The following is a 23623-nucleotide window of genomic DNA, read 5'->3' on the forward strand; positions in this document are numbered from 1 at the left end:
CCTAAGTCACTGCCTGAACACTAAAAAGAAAATGTGCAAAAACTTACATGGCAAGTGAATCATACAGAGTAACGAAAGAAAAACTACTGCCCGATAACATACCGTATTAACGCAAAAAAGAGCAGCTTGCGGCTGCTCTTTCGGATTAATACTGATGTTTGCCCACGCGTTGTTCCATTTAGCGACGATCGGCAAAATACTGCGCTACGCGTTTCACATCGTTCTCATCGAGGGTGCCGGAATCGCTCAGCAAAGTGATCCAGGATTTAATGTAGGTGTATTTGGCAGACGCCAGATCGCGTTGCGCGCTGTACAGTTGCTGTTCGGCGTTAAGCACGTCAACGTTGACCCGTTGCCCGGCCAGCACGCTTTTGCGCGTGGCTTCCACCTGAGTGGTGGCCGATTTGACCGCCAGCTCATAGGCCGCCAGCTTGGCGCGACTGCTGATGCACAAATTAAACTGTTTACGCAAATCGTTGAGCGTGGTTCCCACCTGCGCATCCATCTCATACATCGCCTGCCCATAGCGCGCCGCCGCCTGGCGGGTCGAAGCTGCTACACCGCCGCCTGAATAGATAGGCATGCTGACCTGCACGCCGATACTGTCAGTGCGGTATTTTTGGTTGACGGTGTTATCGCTGCTGGAGTCGTTCTCGGAATGGCTGGCGTAAATCTGCACATGCGGCATAAAGCCGGCGCGACTGCGTTCCACATCGTACTTCGCCGCATCCACCCCATGACGCGAAGCCGCCAGTTGCGGGTTGTTCTGCATGGCAATTTTTTGCCACTCCTCAAACTTGGAGGGGATCAACGGCGCGACCTGGAATTTGCCCGGCCGCAATACCTGCAGCTCGTCAAACTGACTCAGCGGCATGCCGATGATCACTTCCAGTTCCCGCTGCGCCGCGTCCAGCGCGTCGCGCGCTTCGATCTCCTGCGCTTCGGCCAGGCTGTAACGCGCCTGTGTTTCGGACAGATCGGTGACCGTCCCCTCGCCGGCAGCCAGCAAACGATCGTTGAGTGCCAGCTGTTCTTTATAAGCCGCCTTTTGCGCCTCTGCCAAGGCAATCTGATCTTTGGCATACGCTACTTCGACGTAGGCGCCAACCACCCGCACCGCCAGATCCATAAATTTGGCACGGTAACGTTCATCAGACATCAGCGTCTGCGCCACGCCGGCCTTGTATCGCGCGTAGGCCTCGTAATCGAACACTGGCTGGGTCAGCGTCACCGAACCGGAGTAACTGCGGTATTGCTGGCTGTTGGTGGTCTGGATCGTTTCACCAGTAAATATATTGCTCTGCGGTTGTTTCACCGTTTGCCAGTTCTTGGGGGCATTCTGATAGTTGAATGCCACCTTGGGCAGCAGGCCGGCACGACCGATATTTTTGTTTTCGTCCCCTGCCTGTTTCTCTTTTAATGCCGCCTGGAAGGTCGGATCCTTATCAAGTGCCAGCGAGTATGCGTCCAAAATTCCTATCGAATAAACCGGCGCAGACATCGCAAACATACAGGCGCTGGCCACCAGGCCAGTCGCCCGCCGTTTAAATCGATTCAAAATTATTCCTCAGTCAATGAAGTATGAGCGCGATCCAAAATAGGTTTAAACAGGTAGCTGAGCAGCGAACGCGAACCGGTTTTGACAAATACCTCAACCGGCATGCCCGGTTTGATTTCTTCCGCGTTGAGCTTTTTCATCCCTTCCGGCGTCACCGTTACCTGCATCTGGTAATACGGTTCGCCGTTCGCCTTATCCACCAGCCTGTCGGCGGAAATCAGCGTCACCGAGCCTTCTATTTTCGGGGTTTTGTTCTGATTGAAGGCGGTAAACATCAAATCGACCGGCAGCCCATGGTAGACCTTGTCGATCATGTCTACTTTCAGGCGCGCATCCACCACCAGATTGGCCTGGCTTGGCACCACATCCATCAGGTGGTCACCCGCTCCCACGACGCCCCCCTGAGTGAAAATGGTCAAACCGACCACCGTGCCGTCGACCGGCGAGGTGATTGCGGTGTTGCCCAGGTCGAAGTTCGCCATTTCCAGCTTGTTTCTAAATTCGCTGGCGTCCATCTGCGTTTGCGCCAGTTGGGTTCGCACCTCCCGTTGATAATCGGCAAAACGTTGATCCACTTTCTGTTGCGACTCTTGCAATTGCTTTTGCAGTTGACCGATGCGCCCCAGCGTCTCGTCGATACTGCCGTTGACTTCGGCAAACTGGCGCTGCACTTCGAGATAGCGATTGCGCGGCAGATAGCCGTCTGCCGCCAGCTGTTTCATGCTGTTCATCTGTTCACGCAGGCTGGACAGCTGAATGTTTTTATTGACCTTGGAATCCTGCAGCCCTTTCAGTTGGAAGCGCATGCCATCCATCGATTGTTTATAACCATCGATTTCGCTTTGCAGGCCGAGGCGGCGTGAATGGAACAGCTGATTTTGCAGCGCAATGATTTCCGCTACCCGCGGTTGCGCCTGCAACTGCAGCAGTACCGGTGAAAAGGTGACCTTGTCCAGCCCATCGCGTTCGGCCAGCAGTCGGCCTTCCGTCGCCAGGGTGGTGTAATACTGATCGCGCAGCGAATCAACCTGCGCCTGTGCCTGTACCTGGCTCAGCTGTACCAGTACTTCGCCGGCCTTGACCTTGTCGCCTTCTTTTACCGCGATGTTTTTGATGATACCGCTGGCCGGTGCCTGCACCGTTTTACGGTTACCGGACACGATCACCGAGCCTGGTGACGCCACGCCTTTGTCCAACGGTGCGAAAGCCGCCCAGGCGAAGAAGCCAAACAGCCCTACGCCCACCACCAGCCACCCCATTCGGGTAAAGCGACGTTCATCCTGCGGGATCTGCTGTGAATACGAGTCCTGCGGCTCGCCAATTTGCATAGACATACCAACTCCTTTGACTGCAGGCGGCCATGACAGCACCGCCGGGCAAGTTCACAACTAATTTGTTTGAGTTTTTGGGAAGTTGCCTTCATCCGTCTCTGTATTCACCGCGCGCACCGCCTGTTGGCTGACCTGGGCTTTCTGCGCATTGGCCAGCGCCTGCAATACCTGTTGCGTTGGGCCAAATGCATTGACCACGCCATTGGTCAGCAGTAACAATTTGCTGGTCATCGACAGCAAATTGGTTCGGTGCGTAATCAGGATCACGGTCTTATTACGCTGTTTGAGGAACAGTATCGCCTGGTTCAGGGCTTTCTCGCCGGCGTCGTCCAGGTTGGAGTTCGGCTCGTCAAGCACCACCAGCGAAGGATCGCCATATAAGGCCCGTGCCAGCCCGATACGCTGCTTCTGACCGCCGGACAGACCGGCGCCACCGTTACCGATAATCGAGTCATAGCCTTTCGGGAAGCGCAAAATCAGTTCATGCACGCCGGCCAGTTTGGCCGCCTCGATGACCTTTTCAGAATCCACTTCGTTAAAGCGGGCGATGTTCTCGGCAATGGTGCCGGCGAACAGTTCGATATCCTGCGGCAAATAGCCGATGTACGGCCCCAGTTCGTCCTTGTTCCATTGATAAATGTCGGCGTTGTCCAGGCGGACAATGCCTTCGCTGACCGGCCAGATACCGACCAGCAACCGTGCCAGCGTCGACTTGCCCGACGCACTCGGGCCGATAATCCCCAATACGTCACCGGGTTGCAGCGCAAAGCTCACATTGTGCAACACCGCGTCAGCCTTGGATCCCGGCGGTGCGGCAGTAACGCCCTCGACCGACAGTACCCCTTCCGGACGCGGCAGCGACATGCCGGTTCCACGTTGCGGATGCTCGTCCAGCAACTTGACCAGACGACCATAGGACAGCTTGGCGGCACTCCAGCTTTTCCAGACGTTAATCACCTGTTCAATCGGTGCCAGAGTTCGCCCCATCAGAATCGAACCGGCAATCATCATCCCCGGCGTGATATGGCCGTCGATAGCCAGCCATCCCCCTAGCCCCAGCACCAGCGACTGCAATGAAAGGCGGACGAATTTGGTTACCGAGGTCACACGGGCGGCGCGTTCGCTGGCAACGCGTTGGCTATTGAGGAACCGCTGATGCAGCCCAAACCAACGACGCTTTAAATTCGGCAACATGCCCAATGCTTCGATCACTTCAGCGTTGCGCAAATTGGTGCTCGCCAGACTGCCGGACATGATGGACAGTTTGCTGGCCTCCCCCAATGGCTTTTTCGACACCATTTCGTTAATCACCGCCAGCGCGATCAATAACAGCGATCCGACCAGGGCAAAAAGCCCCAACCATGGGTTGAAGAGGAAAATCACCAGCAGATAGATCGGGAACCAGGGCGCATCAAAAAACGCAAATAAGGCGCTACCGGTGAGAAATTGACGCAGCGTGGTCAGATCGCCCAGCATTTGCCCGGCGTCGGATGAACCGTTTTTAAGGTTTGATTCGTATGCGGCAGTGTAAATTCGAGTATTAAGACGCATATCCAGCTGACTGCCGATGCGGATCACCACCATGCTGCGCACATATTCCAGCATGGCCATCATGCCGAACAGCCCCAGCATGATCAGCGTTAACATCAGCAGAGTGATTTCATTACGCGAAGGGAGAACCCTGTCATATACCTGAAGCATGTAAACAGAAGGAACGAGCATTAATAGATTTATAAATGCAGTAAATATACCCACGGTCCAGAAAACTTTACTGCGTGTGCGTATAACATCCGCAATCTCATTGCGCGGTATGAATTGGTTCACTTTTTATCCTTACTTCACCTACGCTGCCAGTCAAATCCACAGAGATCCGTACTAAGGAAAATCTTAATACGCTCAGCATCCCAACCCTGCACCAGACTACAGCTACCGCTTTTAACTATAGTTACCAAATTCAAATATCAGCAAGGTCAAAACGAAAAAAAAACCAGAAAACCGGCAACAAAAAAAGTCAATAACAATCAATTGGTTAGAGATCTGATTTTTAGTATATCTATTAGACAGTTACGACTTCACACATCATTCACCCCGGTTATTATCATGGTAAACTTTATAAGCCACCGGCTCCCCATGCCATTCGACCTGTCGCTGTAAAAATAATAATACTGGATGTCAGAGAGCCACAGAGAAATATAAATTCCGTATAATAAATGTACATGGCGTGTCTATTATCTCGTCTTAAAATGAACCATTGATGGATCGCTCAGAAAAGTCGATATCCGATTGCCTTACATTAATAAAAAACGCCCGACAAACTTCATCGGGCGTTGTTAGCAGGTAAATATCCCCCATTATCAGGGGGATGTAGCAGCAGATGTTATGCAGCGACCAGATCGGCGCCAGCGCCAGCATCGGCGATGCCGTTCAGTGCAACCTGTGGAGCATAGTGCAGCGTATCCAGCAGGTTCTGGTGATTCTGGTCGGTCAAATAGATAACCGAGTCAGCATTATCCAGCGTACCGTTATCGTTGTTGTCGATAATCAGATAGGAATCGGTGTTCAAGCCATCAAACACCACCGACGCCACACCCACTTTTGCGGTCAACGAATTGCTGTTGTTCAGCCCGAGGATGCCGCCAAGCAGGCCGGCCGCAGAACCAACCACCCCGCCCAACAGTGTCCCCAGGATCCCATCCAATACGTCGGACGAACGAGTACCATAGTCCGCAATTGCCGTGCCAGACGCATCATCAGAGATTTTCAGGCCGGACAGCCCGTCAATAATGTTGTCTTTCGCACTGCTGAAGTCATTGATGGTCACACCCGCGGCTGAAGTACTGGATTTCAGCTCATAGGTATTAGCCCCGGCACCACCGGTAACGCTGGTGTTGGCAGCGATGTCGAAGCTGTCCGCAGTCCCGGTACCCGTTACGTTCAACTGATAACCGTTCAGCCCCAATGCTGTCAGAACCGGTGTCAACAATGTGGTGGTGACCACGCTCAATGGCAAGGCGTTCAACAGCTGTACGATCAGGCCGTCACCGGTACCGCCATGCGCCGAATCAAGATTCAGCCCGCCGGTATTGGTAGAGGCGTTGATGGTACGAACATCGCTAAAGCCGCTGCCCAGATTCAAGTCAAGCGTATGATCGCCGGACACGTTGATGGTTTGCACCTGCGCATTGTTGCCAGCCAGCGTTAGGGTATTGTCAAAGTCGCCGGTCCCACCAGAGGAGATGTTCACCGTACGCAGCGCAGTACCTGCCAACACCGAGCTGCTGCTGTTCAGGCTCAGCGTACCGGCGTTGATATCGGTATTGCTTTCAGCGTTGAAGTTGACGTTGAAATGATCGGTGGCGTTCTGACGGAAAGTGATCGCCAGATCGCTGGCAGAGGTCGCGTTACCGGTGACTTCCAACTGCGCGGAGTTGCCGCCGGCAGCGTTGATAACCTTGACCTGATCGGCCAGGCCGGAAAGCACGAAACCTTGTGAACCCACGGTTGAGGTCGCCGCCTGGTTGGTGGTGGAAACGGCGGTGCTGGATTCGGTAGTCGCATTACCGGTCAGTACGCCGAAGTCAAAGGTGTGGTTTGCCGCGGTAGAAGTACCGCCGGTAACCGTTGCCTTGCCGATGTAACCAGCCAGATCCACTTTTTCAAAGTTGCTGAACTGTGAAGAGTTGGAAGTAATGGTCGCAGTGCGCAGCAGGGTGCCGGTGATGGCGACGTTCTTGGTGATAAAGTTGGCAGAAATGGTGTCGATGCCGTCACCACCGTTGGCGCTAATACCGGAGCCAACCGTGTTGGCGGCGCCGGTAGCGGCGTTGCCGGCCCATTTCAGCGAGTCATTGCCTGCTCCGAGGTTAAAATCACCGGTGCCAGTAGCAACGTTGGCATTGGTGGTCAGTGTCACGTCATCGGCGCCAGAGCTGCCGTTGAGGATCACGTTGCCGTTATTCACGGTAACATCCACTCCGGCATTTACGCCGTTGTCCGACAGGCTGACGGTGGCAGCACTGGTACCGTTGATGGTCAGGTTAGACAGATTATCGGCGAACTTCAGGTTTACCGCGCTGGCAGCGTTGGCATTCAACACTACGTTAGTCAAAACGGCAGTTTCGGCGTTGCTCAGCACGTGGCTGGCACCGGTATTTACCGTGCCGGTGGCATTGCCGCCTGCGGCGGTTGCCGTCAGCGATGCCGCAGTTTTATACAGCAGGCTGGTACCGATATCCGCTTCAAACGCATGCTGTTGGGTTATGGTGGTTGCATCGGTAGCCGTTGAGCTACGCAGATCGTTGATAATGGCCTGGGTGATTGTTGACTTGTTAGTGCCCAATGCGCTGTAGACGGCCAATTGAGCCGCCGTTGCCGCAACGCCATGCACGGCCGTGTAAACATGCTGGATGAAATCATCACCCGTTAATTGAGCGCCTTTTTTCTGGAATTCAGTTGAGTTCAATAACTTGGCTGTAAGCGTAGTCGCATTGAGGCTGCCGGCAGAAAGCATTTTGCCCCAGGTATCCAAAGCTTGAGCATCAATGCCACGATGGGCCGCGCCTAAATAGATTGCAGCAACCTGTTCTTGGATATTCAGCGCTGGCAGATGACCAGGAGCATAAACGTCGGTGATTGCATTAAAATGCGCCTGGGCGGTTGCATCACTAGGATCAACGTTCGAACGCAGCGCTCCGATAATGTCAACGACAATATTGCCTCGCGTAGCGCCACCAGCAAGTTCAGCCAGATAGGCAGCGGACTCAGATGCAGTAGGCGCACGCTCAAAGCCAAACTGGAAGATACGTGCCACAAAATCTTCATTGCTCAGCGAAGTAAGGTAAGAACGCTCATTAACAAAAGCCTGGGCAACTTTATCGATAGCTACCCTTCCAGAATCGATCGCCGTACCCCAATAATTTATTCCACTGGTAGATAAGCCAGCACCAAGCACATGGTAGATCGCGGCAACATCCGAAGCGCCAGTACCTGTATCTATGCTCGTTGCAGAAGGATACAGCGCAGTCTTGATGTGATTTTCAAAATTTGTTTGCTGTGATAGTGTTGCACTATCAGACCCGGAATAGTTGGTAAGGTCGTTAATCAGGCCATTAATGATGCTGCCTATATTATCACTGCGTGCCAGCAGTGAGGCTATTTGCTCTGATGTAGCGGCAACACCATGAATATTAGTATATATAGTTTGCAGAGTTTCAGCTGATGACTTGGTTGCAAAGCGCGCTAGTCCATCTGCGGATGCTAATAATCCATTGATAAACTGAACATCCGTTCTGGCGCCCATCTGTAATTGATTCCCGAAGTAATCAATAGCAGAGCTGGATGCATTTTTTCCCAAAACAGCATAGTAAATTGATGCTGCCTCGTATTGATAAACTAAAGAAGCCATAACATCCCCCTTGGATGCATTTTTTAGCGTTCGAAAACTACTGCACCTGCGGCTAAATCATTAGCAGGCTAAGCGGTAAGGAAAATAAAATAACTTTACTGCCCTTAAATAAAAGGAAATGAATCGAATTCTGTCAAGGAAGGGGGAAGAATAAAAAATAAAGAGTCCAAACGAAAAAATCAACAGGTGAAATAATCACTCACGTAACTTAATATTTTATAACAATAAAACAAAGTGATATGCCTAGCAATTACTACTAATCCTATATACTGAAGACTGCAAGTAAGCGATTATTTTGTAACCTGATGATTTTTAAGCCATATATATCAGAGTTTTCACCTGATTTTTTATAAATTTCAGCATACTATCCTGTTAATTTCACATAGAAGGAAGCAGCATGAATAACATTAGTCTTAAGAGGGGCATTACAACGGGGTTAACTGCCGCGCTTTTCTGTTTACCAATAGGTTATGTCAATGCTTTCGAAGTCGGGATAAATATGCATGTTCGTCATTATCCCAAGGAAGGCGGTTATTATCTAAAACTAGCTAAAGATTATGGGTTTACATCAATACGCGAGGATTATCCATGGGCACAGGTTGCCGGTCCCAATCGTCAATTCTCGTTGATAGGTAACCTAGGAAAAGTTGATGCCGTATTTGCCAGGAGCCAACAGGACTATGGGCTCAGCTCAATGTTGGTGCTAGCCTATACCAATCGTCTTTATGATAATAATGGTTATCCAACAAGCGAAGCAGCAATTAATGCTTTTGCAGATTACGCATATTGGACAGCAAAAAGATTTAAGGGCAAAGTAAAATATTATGAAGTATGGAATGAATGGCTAGTCGGAACTGGGGTTAAAGGCAATAAAAAGCCCCCTTCCGAAAAGGTTTTTTTCGAATTGGTTAAAAAAGCTGCCTTGGCGGTTAAAAAAGCCGATCCTGATGCAGTGGTCGTCACCGGTTCGTTAAACCCATTGAAAGACAAGGATAATGCCTGGCTGGATAAATTAATAGATTTGGGATTAATGCAATATGTCGATGGGATCTCAATCCACCCTTATTCCTATCGCAATCCTGACAAAGAAATGCGCAAGCCTGAAGGGAATCTAGCGGGCATTGATGTGTTTGAAAAGAAACTTCGTGCGAAAACAGGGCGTTCAGTTCCTATTTATATAACTGAAATGGGATTCCCAACGCATATAGGGGATGGTGGAGTATCAGGTGAGCTGGCGGCGCAGAACGTAGTTAAATATACATTACTGGCAAAATCGAGAGATTATATCAAAGGAATTTGGTGGTATGACCTGATTGATGATGGTTCAAACCCAAAAGAGCGTGAAGACCGGTTCGGGTTTGTTGCACAGGATCTGGTTGCAAAACCTGCAGCCGCAAATTTGAAGAAAATTGCGGAGATAGCACACAGTTATCAAATTGTTGATTATAAACAGTCAGAAAATGGCAAAAATATTATTGAGTTAAAAAAGGGGAATGAGCGAGCAACCGTTAGTTGGACAAATAAGAAAGACACGCAAGAAAAAAGTATTCTTCAAACTATCAAAAGTTTCTCATTCACACAGCAACAGCAGGAAAAAGTAACGCCATTAATTATTGAAGGAGATAACAATAGCAGCACCGACGATGTGACACCGGTTTTAAAAATGAGTAAAGAAAACTAGTTGCAGTTGTCTATGACCGGTAAATCACCTGCAAGGAAACGATTTTATCGGTCATAGACAATAGCTTTTTAAAAGTACGCCACTTGGCTTACCAAGCGTATTGACGTACTTGGTTAAATGCCAAACCTGCATATGGAGCCGTCAGCAGGTTTTAACTAACAATGCGCAAGATAAGAATCAATAAGCACCGTCCCTTTTCAATACAACAGCTATTGTTTTAAACAGAATGGCGATATCATTCCAAAGTGCCCAATTTTTGACATACCAAGCATCAAAATAGACCCTGGTATCATAATCAATATCATTCCTGCCGCTTACTTGCCAAAGTCCTGTCATACCTGGCTTAGCCATATAATAATAATCGACGTCGCCGGCATATCTCTCAAGCTCGTCTTCGATTACAGGCCTTGGACCAACAAGACTCATTTCACCAATGAATACATTCCAAAGTTGTGGTAATTCATCCAGGCTGGTCTTACGTATGAATGCGCCTATTCTGGTAATACGCGGATCGTTTTTAAGTTTAAAATCGCGGTTCCACTCTGCGAGGGCTTCAGGATCGTTTTTCAACAGATCTTCTAAAACCTCTTTAGAATTGATCACCATTGAACGGAATTTTAGACACTTAAACTTTTTACCATTATGGCCAACACGCTCATGACCATAAATAGCCTTCCCGCCATCCCTTGAAACCATATAGGCTAAAAATATCAATACGGGAGATAGCAGCAACATGATGAGTAAAGAACCAAAGATATCGAATGTCCGCTTTATAAAACGAGAAGAACGCTTTGCCAAGTTATTGCTTACACGCAGAATCATGACCTCATGGCTAAAGATAAATGACATATCAGTTCCATAAAGAGGAACACCGCGCAAAGTTGGAATAACAGATACTGAACGGCAATTATGCTTGGCGAGATCTTTTAACCATCGATCACGCAACGCATGCTGTTCAAACTCCAGAGCAACAATAAACTGTGTATTTTGGATATCCGCAACGGCCCAGAGCTCCTCTTCAGAATTGATGACAGGAACACCAAAATAATGCTCTTCACAAGGCGTATCTGTGCATACAAAAGCACAAACCTCGAAACCAAGGATGGCTTCACTTTGCAAAGCCGCATACGCTTCAAATGCATTTTTTCGCGAACCAATAATAATCGTATGTTTTTTCCAATAGCCTAATTTGTCGAGCAACCTTTTAGTTATTGAACGCCCTAATGGAATTAAGAAAATCACCAGCATCCAAGAAATCAACCAAACATATCGCGAGAAATTCCATTTAGAAAATGCAACGAGTGCCAGGTCTAACAACGCAAAAATTAGTAACGTCCGTATTACTTCTTTCAATTCGAACCAAAAAGGCTTTCTATATGTATAATGGCGTAACCGTACCCAAAACCAAACAATACAAATAATGGAAAGAGCAAACTGAACGAATAACCGAGTATAGAACTGTTCAGGGGGGACGAAATTCTCAAGCCCGCCGAAATAAGACTCTAACAAATAGTATGTAATATATACAGAAACATTGAAGAAGAATAAGTCAGAGAGAGCCAGTGAAAGCTTTGCAACTCCCCCACTACGGTACTTTTGTTTTTTTTCCATAGAATTTACCATGTCAATTAAATGACGACACCGTTATTATTGATGTAACCTGAAAAAATATATACCAAACCTGAATTAGGTTAAGAAGCCAACTCACTATAACCACGCAAAAAATATAAATTGCAAAGGAATCATACTATAATTCATCAAGTCACCTAAGCTTTGTAGGTTTCAAAAAGCCTATATGAAACTTTCTTTATAAATTTTAATTGTCTCAGCTATCATTTTATCCGCCTTAAATTTATTCAAGAAAATAGCTTTGGCATTAATGCCTAATAGCCTCCAATCTTCTTTACTTTTTCCCTCTATAATTTTTGGCAACTCTGAAGGCGAAGTTATATCAAACATATAGCCATTTACACCAGGAGTGATCATCTCAGGAAAAGACGTACAATTGCTGGATATAATTGGCGTCCCATAACTCATTGCTTCAAGGGGAACCATCGCAAAGCCCTCCCAGCGGCTGGGAATAATCAAGACATCAGCGTGGAAAAAATAAGGGGCAATTTGATCCGAAGAAAGCCAGCCGGTAAACGTTGTTTGCGGCAATTCATATTGAAGTTCGTCACTGTGAACTGCCCCTCCGATAATGGTCAAATGATAGGGCTTTCCTGCCAGATCGTTGACCATCTTGGAAAGAATATCAAACCCTTTCTGGTAATCAAAACGACCCACAAATAATAGATTGATAACATCCTGCCGGAACGGATTTGGGTAAACATCCGTATCGCTGGCTATCGGGACGCCATTGTAAACAACCTTGAGTTTCTTGGCGTTTAACCCATGTTCTATAGCAGCCTTTCGTTCAAATTCACTTACGCAAATTACTGCATCAGTAATAGGCAACAGTCCTTTTTCAATTATTTTATAAACAAGTCTCTTTGCATTTCCACCTTCCATTAAGAAAGAAAAAGCGTGAGGACAATAAATGACTTTGGGACGATAGATAGGATAACAGAGAATCAATACCAATCTCCCCAACACACCAGCAAATGTGCTATGAAGATGTATCAAATCTGGTTTATATTGCACTAGGGTGGAAATGAATTTAAAAACGAAAGAAAGAAAAGAAATAGGGTTTCTACCACTTCGCTTAAACGTCAGAACCGTTTCTTGCGGTAACACTTTTACTTCATCTTTTTGGTCTCTCGGAATAAGGCAATGAACATCCTTGATTTCCGGGTCGGCAACATTAGCAAGAATTATCTGCCGCATGACTGTTGCTACGCCACCTTTAATGGTTTCAGCCGCATGGAGTACCTTCATAACCGATCAAGCTCCGATGAAGTAATATTATCGACAATACTATTTACTTTTTTTGCGGATAGAGACCATGAAAATCTCTTTACATTAGCTAAGCCTGCGGTAATCAGATTATCTCTTAGTTCTGATTCAACAATGACTCGTTTCATTGCCTCGGCCATCGCAGTATTATCATAAGGATCAAAATAAAGGACGCTGTCATTTAATACTTCGGGCATTGAAGCTTTGTTAGAAGATATCACTGGGCATCCACAGGCCTGCGCTTCTAATGGAGGTATGCCAAAGCCTTCGTAAAAAGAAGGGAAAACAAAGGCCGTAGCATTCTGATAAAGAGAAATCAGTTCATTATCATCTACTCGTCCCAAAAATCTAACATCATCAGAGTCAGTGGCTTTCGTATAATCTTGTGCAGCGAAGCTGGCAGAAGATTTTCCAATAACTTTTAGCTTAAATGGAATATCATATTTGCTACGCAAAATATTAAAAGCTTCAAGCATCCCATGGAAATTCTTGTGAAAATTCGGTGAAGAAACAGCCAGTAAATAATCTTCTTTTTCTTTCACACTTGCTTGTGAATTTGTAAATTCCGAGCCAACGGCATTATAGATGATATGTATTTTTTGTGGATCGTAATTAAAATAACTTAATATTTCTGACTTTGAAAATTCACTTACGGTAATTAAAGCTTTACTGTTCTTAAGCATCAATGGAATCAATATCGAATATAGCGCTCTGAATTTCCATGAGAAACTGGCTTTATATCTCTTATAGGTTACATCATGATGAGTAACAATCTGGTTCTTATAAAAAATTGGCGCCGTGCTGCACAAGTTTATCAGCAGTGGTGAACCGATGGACTTGAGATATTTTGGCAGTTCTATCTGTTCCCAATAGTGGCCACTCTTGTTGCCAATAGATTTTATATTAACGTTTTGAGAAAATGAAGATCGCTTTATGTTCCGAGGGACTAACAGTACGATATCATCTCTTAGCTTTGCTAACTCTAAGCAGATTTGTTCAGCAAATCGTTGTACTCCTGTAACATCTTGCGTAAGAAATCTAGCGTTAATATAAATCATAACTCTCTCTTTGATTTGAATAATTCATTTATAGCTATAAGCAGCAACATCTTCTTTTGTGCATCCCTTTTTCTTCAGCACAAAAGGTACCGCAACAAACACAATGAGAAGTATGTTGTTGGGGAAGTTACCAAGCCCTAAGTTATAAAAAAGCTCAATCACCAGGGTAAAGAATATCAAATGTCTGGCACCAAACACGTCACAAGCTTTAATTGCAAACAGTTTTATTTGAATGTAAATCAGAATAAAAAGATATACAAAAAAGCCAACATATCCATAATTACTCACTAAATATATATATGCGCTATCTGTTGCTATTGCAGTGATACCATATTCTGTTTTATCAAGCCCAAAAGTACCATTAATGCCTAGCCCCGCACCGAAAAGTACTTTTTCCAGTGAATCTAGTGAAGCTATTATTTTGTGGTGCTCTAGGACTCGCAGATAAATAGAGTTATAGGCTGCGGTTTGGTTGTATACGCGAACACCATTATATACGGCGTAGTCGTGGGTCGAATAAACAAAAAAGAGAAGTATGATTAATCCAATTATAAATATAGCTATTTTTGATATGGAGGGTAAAAACTTCTCGAAGAATTTCACCAAAAAATACACCATCACGCCTATGATAGCAGTTTTATAAGTTGTACAAATTATTGCAACAAAGAATAATAAGAAAAGAAAAGTCTTTAGAAACTTACTCTTTATAAAACGTCCGCATTCGATTGACAAGATCATGCAGAATAACATTAGAACACCAGACATCGTAAAAGAGAGCTGCAAGCCAATGGCGCGGATATTACCTTCGGTCGAGTTCAAACGCACGCCGGCGTCGCTACCCCACTGTCCAGCATCCAGACCGAGCAGTCCCATGAAAGAGTCAGGAAATAGTTGTTGAAGAATTACTGCTATCGCGTTAAGTGCACCTAAAAACAATACAAGTTTTACTAGTTTTATACTAAAAGACAATAACTCATCTTTAGACATCTTTGAAAAGATAAGTAAAACGGCGACAATAAATAATACAGGAATAATGTCAAACTTCAGCTGATAGAGTATGATAAAGGTATGCGAGGAAAGAATTTCAAGCATTGAATATATAGCAAAGATACTGATGGCTATTAATATTGCTACCGGGATTATTATTTTATTACTAACCTTCCCTTGAGAGAATAACAACGCCACTATAAACAGAATTACAATAAAAGCTTCTTTCCAAACTTTCAAAACCGGCATCGCCAACATCGCAGAAGCGACACCAATTACACCAGAGAAAAAACAGAGGATAAGGAATATCTTCAGTGCAATTTCCGGTGTGTTTCTAAACTTAAATACTCTCATTGTATAAGCCATAAAAAATCTTCTATAGGAGTTAAACCTAAGCCTAGCGCTTATGTATTTTTATTGAGTGTTTATCATTTTATTTTTAGTGTATTTCTTTCCCGCTGAAATTGATCTAGTTTCAATGATGTTATAAGAAATATACGATACAGCGATGACTATGGCAATTAGGGAGAGTGCGAATAAATTATTATATAACACATTACCCAAATCAATATAACGCAATGTACTACCCGTTTTCGTAGTGACTGAATACGTTATACTGTATCCTACCAGCTTCTCGGCCCCCATGGCAAGACTAATAGCTACAAATACTACAGCTGCGTGGGTCATATATATAGAGAATGATATCTTGCCGAAAAATTCGAAGACAGAACGTTTTAGTAAAGAGGACAAAACGCCAATCTCAAAGGAGAATATATATATAGTTACGCAAAAAAGCACGCTGGTGAAAATCTCTTTATACTCATAAGATAAAGTCACCGCATAATAGCATATTAATATTGAAGCAACCTCAAGCATTGAAAAGAACAGGCGAGGTAGTTTCCCTGGCTGACTATTATTATAAATAATATAGGTTATTGCCCCACCAAAAAAACAGGCTAAACCGCTAAGTGCCTCTGTTTTTAGAATTGTGATAGCGGGAACTAGCAGTCCTAAAAACCCAACGGACGAAATGATCAAAAAGATAATAACCAATGAGCTTTTTGCTTTTTGTGAAAACAATAATACTATCGCAAAAATGGCATATAGATAGTATTCAACGCTTATACTCCATGAAGGATAGTTAAATGAAAGTGTAGCAGCAGAAGTTAACCAAGACTGAAGCAGTAATATATTTGGCAAAATTTGTATTGGTGCATTCACGCCGCTAAAGGCAGGCTTGTTAAAATCAATACCTTTCGATTGCGCAATTAATTTAGCCAACTCCAAGAAGATGAATACGATTAGCATTATTATATGGAGTGGAAATAAACGAAAAGTCCGCGTTATCGCGAATTTTTTCATTGCTGCCCAGTCAAAATCTCTTTTACTGTAGGCGTGAGTTAATACAAAACCACTTAAAACAAAGAAAAACTCGACCATAAAGGTTGCATTTCGAAACAACCCCCACTCGGTAATACTCCCTCTGACGTTAAAATGATGGAATACTACACACAGGGCACATATGCCACGAAAACTGTCGAGAACAATAAATCGCCTCATAAAAGATCCTTTACGGCATACTAAAACAATATAAACCTTAATAAAACCACAAATTAAATAGATGTATTTTGACTATAGAATACTTTCATATTTCCGCAAGATATTATCTATTATCGCGTTATCAATTAATACATTTTTAATATTTAAAACTTTATTCAACTCGTTTTCTAGCTCACCCGTGATGTCACAGATTATGCCATTCTTTTCGTTAATGATTTCATTTATCCCACCAGGATAAGCATTGGCAAGCACTGGCGTTCCGCAGGCAATAGCCTCTATAACGACATTTGGATATCCTTCCCAGCGTGAGCTAGAAATAAAGACATCGCAGTTTTTTAGTAATGCATAGGGGTTATCGGTGAACGGAATAAATGTAACGCTACGTTCTAGTTGCAAGTCAGAACATAGCTGTTTCAACATTGCTTCATCCTCCCCCTCTCCAACTATTGTCAGATGATATTTCCCTTCAGGTAAATTCTTATAACTTTTTAGCAATTGATCATAGCCTTTTTGGTATGTCAATCGGCCTATTGACAATAAGTTTATTCTATCAGCAGGAAATGAATGCTCTGAGGGCTTAAGGCTCAAGGTCTTGATATGTTTATAGTCAAGTGGGTTATTAATTTTAACGATTTTATTTTGTGGTACATTCATTTTTTTAACGAGATCGTTAACCATATCATCACTTTGCGCGACGATAACATCGTAACTTTTATAACATGTTTTGTACAAGAACTTGGCTATGAAATTTTTCTCGAACAAACTCGGAAGATTTGACTCTCTGGCAATTTTCTTTATATGTTTTCCAAAGTAGTTCAAAAATGGTGATAGCGTCGAGTTGGATGTTCCTGAGCTAATAAAGATAGTATCAATACTATGTTTTTTACTTACTTTTTTTATGCCTAAAACAATTTTTGGCAAAGAATATCTTGCTCGCCCAGTGATGTTTAAATATTCAACAATAACGTCTTCGTTTAACTCTCTGACTAATGTATTTTTTTCGCTATCGTTTTTATATAATAGCAAATAAGGCTTGAACTTAGTTCTATCTATATTATTAAGTAAAGTGAAGATAACTCTATCTGCACCTGACCGGCCAAGGATTGGCATGATAAAAAGAATCTTTTTCACAATTATTCACCAAAAATAACTATCTATTAGCATTTGCCATCAAAAATAACTGAAAGCAAATTACCCCATTTTTCATTCTGAACAACACTAACGTCTGAAGCCGCTTTTCGTCCTAATAACGATAAGTTATCATACAGCTTTTTATTATGGTAAATTTGTGAAATTCTATTCTCAATTTCATTAATATTTGTTGGATTAAAATATAGTACATTATTTTTACAAACTTCAGGAATACTGGACACAGCTGACGCCAATACGGGAGTGCCATAGTGCATCGCTTGAATTGGCGGATAACCATATCCCTCATTCAAACTGGGATATATAAATGCATAGGCATTTTTATAGAACCAATCTAATGATTCATAATCAACATAGTCAATATATATAAATTGCTCTGTATTCTTTATGCCTGGATGCGCGTTCTTTTTCCCTAATACAATCGTTTTTAGCGTACAGGAAGGATGCTTACTGTAAAAATCATCCAACGCTTTTATCGCTCGGTAGTTATTCTTCATCCAGCGATTAGCGCTAACCAATAAAAAGAACTGTTTCCCGTATTTTTCCAAATAGTGGTACTCTTTCGCTAATACAGGATCTGCTTTACCGAAAGGACAAGGAGCTGGTGACACATAAACATCATCGGCGCATAGATTTGGGAAAAAACAAAGCATAGAATGTTTACTATGTTCAGAAACAGTAATAATTTTCGTCTTTTCTTTGTTTAGCAACCGACCAAACCGATCAAAATAGCTTTCCCATTCTTTATTTTTGAAAAATAACCTTTTTATTAATAGCTTAGCTTTAGATATTAGTCCATCACGATAATGCCATTGTACGGGATCGTAACTACATTCTATTTCTCGCAGCCCATGCACCGTCATTATGAAATTAACCCTACTCGTATCAACATCAAAAAGATGGTAAGGCAGAGCAGAATAAAAAGTTGAAAATTGATTTGAGTTTACCAGCGCAATTAATTCTTTATCCCCACTTACACCTATTACTTTCAAGCCTACATCAGCACAAATCTTTTTAATCTTTTCATCTAATTCTTTAGTTGTATCATAGACACAAGCAAAGTTTTTGTAACCATGTTCGATACTTGAAAAAAATACTTGCTTAGCATATTCCGAACCACCATGAAATTTAGACTCAAGCGAAGGTTGAGTTGCGGAAAGATCAAATAAAAGCAAAATGTTCTCCTTAGCCAAATTTCTTGATTATGTTTGCAAAAACGTCTTTAAGTTCTTTATTAATTTCTTCTACATGTCGATTCCCGTACTCATCCATGAAGTATTCGATTTTTTTCGAAATCAACCAAGGCTCAAGATCATTACCAAGTATTTTCCCAAGGATTAAAGAATGCATTCTCCCAGAGTAAACTTTGCTGGAGACTCTTAAATAATCAAGGTAAATGTTTAACGCAGGGACTTTCTCACATAATTCTATATTTTCTTCAGAGTTATTTTTTAGCACTTCTTTATAAATCAGTTTATTAAGTTCCGCATCTTCGACGGTTGTAGAAGCAAGCACAACTTTTTTTCCTGCTTTTTTTATTTCATCCTCAACGACCTGGCGCCAGTCCTCTATGTATTCCTGCTGAGTTTTAAACTCACTTTGCCCGGTCTCTTTGACATTCTTGGAATATACATAATAGGCAGTAGCACCTATAATCACACTGCCCTTTTCGGGATAACTCTCTTTTTCATACAAAGAAAAGGCCAGATCAGGAATATAAGACGGGGTAAAATCAAAAAAGCGTTTTAATTTATCAATGGAACGTTTCTCACGAACATAAACACCATTAGCATGTTTTAACGCGTATTTATAAAGTACGCTATCTAGCCAGCTAAATTTCTCCGCACACCCCACGCCTAAAATTACGTACTTTTTGTTATTTTTCTTTGCATATTTAGCCCATGTATACATGGCTATAGGAAACGTACCCCCGCTTTGAATGAGCTGGCCACCACCAATCATCATTATTTCTGCATCTCGACAGCTCGTGCTTTCTATTCTTTTTTTATTATGTAGATACCAGCGGGCATACTTGAGAAACTGTATGCGATTTAAGAATAAATTTTTCGCTTTTCTTAAAAATACTTTGGCGGTGAGCTTTTCATTAGTAACCTTGGGTACGGCAATTTTCTTTTCCGCATCAAACCCATAACTTTCAACCGAATAACCAGATGCGGTTATTAATTTCTTTAATCCTTCATTAATAGCGTGGTCGCCGATATTATCTGAACAAACTTCATTTATTGTTATAATCGTTTTCATTATCCTTCCCTATACGTATTTTACTGCAGACAAATTTAACGGCTCGCTCTTTTCTTCAATGCTGAAAGAATAATTTTGTTAACTTCATGACAAGAATCAATTTTTAGAAAAATACTGGCACAATAATAGACAATGGCACCTACAAACACTTTAACGATAATCTCATAAATACCGTTATCAATACGTATAAACCATAATGCAGCAGACATAATTAATGTTGCTAGCATCATCGGCAACATGCTTTTTATTTGTTGCCATGCGCCATGACCATACCATTTGCCAGGATAATAAGCATTAATAAAGAAACAAATTAATGATACTACGAAATTTCCTACGACGACGGCGGTTAAACCGAATGGAGCCGTGATTAACAATGCTCCCACGGTGATAGGCAATTTACTTAAATCCACTTTGAGATAAGTGTCAGAACGCCCCACAGCATTAATTAAACTACAGTTAAGAGCGCTCATTGGAATGATCATTCGCGACAAGCAAATCCATTGAATGACAACCACAGCAGGTAACCACTTATCTGTCAGGAAAAAATGCACGAATGGTTCAGCTAAAAAAGTGAACCCCACCATCGCAGGCATCACGATGAAAGCCGTCATATCAAGGCTTTTTTTGTAGATACGTATCAGTCTTTCCGTATCATCCTGAGTTGAGGACATGATAGGAAACAGTACGCCTTGCAAGATATTGAACAAATTTACAGAGATAAGGTCAGGAATATTCCGCCCTTGAGTATAATAGCCAACTTCTTTACTCGAGAAGAATCGTCCTATCAGGATCGCATAGCAATTATCAACGATCGTTCTTACAAAGCTAGCCAGCAGCAGTTTTGAACCGAAGCCAAAAAGACTTTTTAAGGAAACATATGAAAACTCAAAATTTGGCCGCCATCTAAGCAGGATAGCCATAAAGATGGTAACGCAAATTGAGTTTATTATAGTTTGGTAGACAAGCGCCATCGCTCCAAAGCCATGATAGGCTAAATAAAGAGCAAGCGAACCGCTAATAATGACAGACAAGAAATTTATTTTAGTTCTTAGTTTGAAATTAAGGTCGATGGCTAGTTTAGTGGTTTGCACCAAGCACAGCGACTTTATAATAATGCTTACACCCAAAACACGTATTATGTGTGTTAACGGAGGTGCACTGTAAAAATCCGCTACAAATGGAGCGATGACATAGATAATCCCGTACAAGATGACGCTGACGAGTAGGTTAAAATAAAATACCGTGGAGTAATCGGTTTGCGTTCTATCTTTCTTCTGAATGAGCGCCTGGGTAAAGCCACTATTTATTATTATATCAGATAAAACTATAAAGATTGCCACCATTCCGATCAAACCGAAATCCGATGGAGATATAATACGCGCTAAAACAATGCTAATACCGAATTGGACTCCCTGTACTAAAAAACGCTCTACTATGCTCCATATCATCCCTGATACGGCTCGTTCTTTTAATGAATGAGTCATGTTTTGCTACTTTTATTAAGTATCTGAAAGTAAAACTACCAGACTAAGTCTGGTAGTTTTAACCTGCAGTTTTGTATTACTGCTTCTTATCACTCGTATAGCTGTACTGATAATATCCATAGCCGCCATAGTAATTGCTAGCGCGCTTCTCTACGGCATTTAAAATGATACCTTTAATATTAATGCCATTCTGCTCGAATCTACGGATACTGAAATCTACCTCTTTAACGGTGTTAACGCCAAAGCGAGCTACCATCAGCGATGTACCTGCCAGTCGACCTATGATTGATGCATCCGTGACCGCTAACACCGGAGGTGTATCTATGAGGATTAAGTCATAGTTATCACCAGCCCAATTAAGCAGTTCAGACAAACGGGCATGCATTAATAGCTCAGATGGATTTGGTGGTATTTGCCCGCGAGGAATGAAGTCCATTCCCGCAATATTTGTGCTACGAATCGCCTGTTCTTTCGAAGTCTTCCCTGATAAGTAATCAGACAAACCATTCGTATGTTCAGTTCCGACTAAGGTATGCGAATAACCTTTGCGCATGTCAGCATCGATAACCAACACTCGTTGACCCGTCTGTGCTATCACCGCAGCCAAGTTGATGCTAACGAAGGTCTTACCGATATTAGGACTGGCACCCGAGATCATGATGACATTGTTGTTTGCTTCCATCATCGCAAAGTGCAAGCTTGTCCGTAAACTACGAATAGCCTCGATAGCAAGGTCTGCTGGGTTGCCGATGGCAAGCAATGACACCGAGTCCGTCGAAGAAACTTTTCTCCCACGTTTATTTGCCAACTCAATGTCTTTCTTTTGCTGCCATTCTGATAGCGGAATGCTTGCATACACATTAATACCGTGTTCTTCCAGTGCCTCAGGATTGTCGATTCCCTTGTGCAACATTGTCTTAAGCAACACAAAGCCAATGGAAAGAATGCCACCTACGAAGATCGCTAATAAAATTATTAAAGACTTCCTAGGTTGAACAGGATTAATCTGCGTCAACGCGGGATCGATGATGCGTACATTACCAACTGTACTTGCTTTCGTTACGTTCAGTTCTTGTTCTTTATTCAAGAGCTGCATGAATATTTCTTGTTCAACCTGAACATCACGCGTTAAACGTAAAATTTCCTGCTGCGTTTTTGGCATAGTACCAATGCGTTGGTTTAATTTCTTTCTTTCATCTTCCAACGTCTGGCGTTTTTCCAACAAAGCTCTGTAGGCAGGATGCTGTTTAGTATAGAGCTTTGAAATCTCTGCTTCTCTGAAGGTCGATTCATTCAGCTGTGTTTCAACCGATACAATAGAATCCAACACTGCTTTCGTTTCTAACGAAAGATCGACAGAGTCATTCTTTTGACGGTATTTATTCAGCAAATCTTCTGATGCATCTAATTTAGCGCGTACTTCAGGAATCTGCTCTTTAAGGAAGGTCAGACTCTTACCTGCCTCTTCTGACTTGCGCTCAACGTTTTGTAAGAGATAATTCTTCGTAATGCTATCTAATATTTCTCGGATACGGACTTGGTCATCGCCAGTGAGGCTTAACGCCAAAACACCGGTGTCTTTGCCTTTGTCCTCAACGGTGAGATTCCTTAACAAGGTATTAATTACGTTAAGCTTCAATCTCTTGACTACTTGGAATGTAGTACCCTCATCAGCCTTGATGTCTGAAACCAGGATATGGATACCATTCCCCTCGGCCAAGGTGCCTACCGTACCTTTTAATACCGTCGTACCGTCAAAGCTTAATGAATACCGATTTGCTCCCAAAGACTTCAGCTCAAGAGGTTGCTCAACCAGATTTTCAGGAACGGTCAAACGACTAATCTCTACTTTGCTTGGTTCTTTGCCTGTGAGTCTTTCCCAACCACGGCCAAACACAGGGAAGTAATCTTGACTTACCGCAATTTCAAGCTTCAGATCTTCAATGGTTTTGCCTATCACCATTCGAGAAGAAATCAGTTCAATCTCTGTTGCCGAGGCAGGCTGACTTGATGGCAACATTTGTGAAAAATCACTCAGTATCGAGTTGCCTGCATTTTGTTCTACTTGAACCATCGCATCTGCTTGGTAGATGGGAGTAGAAAAAATGGAGTAAATGATGCCTATTACGACAAAGAGTGTTGTAACACCTGTAATTAACCATCGATGGTCGAGTAAAACACCTACAAGGCGACTTAAATCAATTTCATCATGATCGTTGGCCGGTGATAAGCCTGCTTTAGTATTATCAGTCAT

General features: G+C 43.2%; 15 protein-coding genes. 1 reads left to right on the plus strand and 14 read right to left on the minus strand.

Annotated elements, in window-relative coordinates; all coding sequences use genetic code 11:
• Positions 1-178: 178 nt before the first annotated feature.
• From NYE85_RS19605 to NYE85_RS19620, 4 genes are all read right to left on the minus strand, one after another.
• A complete protein-coding gene (locus NYE85_RS19605) occupies positions 179-1558 on the minus strand; it encodes a TolC family outer membrane protein (protein WP_405050693.1) in 1380 nt (459 codons plus the stop codon).
• A 2-nt stretch (positions 1559-1560) separates the two neighbouring features.
• Positions 1561-2892: an HlyD family type I secretion periplasmic adaptor subunit gene (locus tag NYE85_RS19610; RefSeq protein WP_259006423.1), complete on the minus strand. Its 1332-nt coding sequence runs from the start codon at positions 2890-2892 to the stop codon at positions 1561-1563.
• Between the two features lie 54 nt (positions 2893-2946).
• A complete protein-coding gene (locus NYE85_RS19615; protein WP_259006424.1) occupies positions 2947-4713 on the minus strand; it encodes a type I secretion system permease/ATPase in 1767 nt (588 codons plus the stop codon).
• 553 nt (positions 4714-5266) lie between these two features.
• Positions 5267-8293 carry a DUF4214 domain-containing protein gene (locus NYE85_RS19620; protein WP_259006425.1) on the minus strand — a complete coding sequence of 1009 codons (3027 nt, stop codon included), beginning with the start codon at positions 8291-8293 and terminating at the stop codon, positions 5267-5269.
• Between the two features lie 397 nt (positions 8294-8690).
• Here NYE85_RS19620 and NYE85_RS19625 point away from each other — a divergent pair, with 397 nt between their 5' ends.
• Positions 8691-9974 (plus strand): cellulase family glycosylhydrolase, encoded by a 1284-nt coding sequence (locus NYE85_RS19625; protein ID WP_259006426.1) that lies wholly within the window; start codon positions 8691-8693, stop codon positions 9972-9974.
• A gap of 177 nt (positions 9975-10151) precedes the next feature.
• Here the strand turns inward: NYE85_RS19625 and wbaP are convergent, their stop codons facing one another.
• From wbaP to wzc, 10 genes are all read right to left on the minus strand, one after another.
• Positions 10152-11585, minus strand: coding sequence for an undecaprenyl-phosphate galactose phosphotransferase WbaP (wbaP, locus tag NYE85_RS19630; RefSeq protein ID WP_259006427.1), 1434 nt, complete (start codon positions 11583-11585; stop codon positions 10152-10154).
• Between the two features lie 180 nt (positions 11586-11765).
• On the minus strand, positions 11766-12851 hold the full coding sequence (locus NYE85_RS19635) for a glycosyltransferase (RefSeq protein WP_259006428.1): 1086 nt from the start codon (positions 12849-12851) through the stop codon (positions 11766-11768).
• Positions 12848-13927, minus strand: coding sequence for a glycosyltransferase family 1 protein (locus NYE85_RS19640; RefSeq protein WP_259006429.1), 1080 nt, complete (start codon positions 13925-13927; stop codon positions 12848-12850). Before NYE85_RS19640 ends, NYE85_RS19635 begins: the two co-directional genes overlap by 4 nt.
• A gap of 24 nt (positions 13928-13951) precedes the next feature.
• A complete protein-coding gene (locus NYE85_RS19645) occupies positions 13952-15280 on the minus strand; it encodes a hypothetical protein (RefSeq protein WP_259006430.1) in 1329 nt (442 codons plus the stop codon).
• A gap of 48 nt (positions 15281-15328) precedes the next feature.
• Positions 15329-16474 carry an acyltransferase gene (locus NYE85_RS19650; RefSeq protein WP_259006431.1) on the minus strand — a complete coding sequence of 382 codons (1146 nt, stop codon included), beginning with the start codon at positions 16472-16474 and terminating at the stop codon, positions 15329-15331.
• Between the two features lie 72 nt (positions 16475-16546).
• Complete coding sequence (locus tag NYE85_RS19655) at positions 16547-17605, minus strand: glycosyltransferase (RefSeq protein WP_259006432.1); 1059 nt, start codon at positions 17603-17605, stop codon at positions 16547-16549.
• Positions 17606-17631: 26 nt separating this feature from the next.
• Entirely contained in the window at positions 17632-18798 is a 1167-nt protein-coding gene (locus tag NYE85_RS19660; RefSeq protein WP_259006433.1) for a glycosyltransferase, read from the minus strand.
• Positions 18799-18808: 10 nt separating this feature from the next.
• Positions 18809-19885 carry a polysaccharide pyruvyl transferase family protein gene (locus NYE85_RS19665; RefSeq protein WP_259006434.1) on the minus strand — a complete coding sequence of 359 codons (1077 nt, stop codon included), beginning with the start codon at positions 19883-19885 and terminating at the stop codon, positions 18809-18811.
• Positions 19886-19920: 35 nt separating this feature from the next.
• On the minus strand, positions 19921-21369 hold the full coding sequence (locus tag NYE85_RS19670) for a lipopolysaccharide biosynthesis protein (protein WP_259006435.1): 1449 nt from the start codon (positions 21367-21369) through the stop codon (positions 19921-19923).
• A 76-nt stretch (positions 21370-21445) separates the two neighbouring features.
• Entirely contained in the window at positions 21446-23623 is a 2178-nt protein-coding gene (wzc, locus tag NYE85_RS19675; protein WP_259006436.1) for a tyrosine-protein kinase Wzc, read from the minus strand.

The organism is Serratia sp. AKBS12, assembly GCF_024793895.1.
In the GTDB taxonomy this organism is placed as follows: Bacteria; Pseudomonadota; Gammaproteobacteria; order Enterobacterales; family Enterobacteriaceae; genus Serratia_F.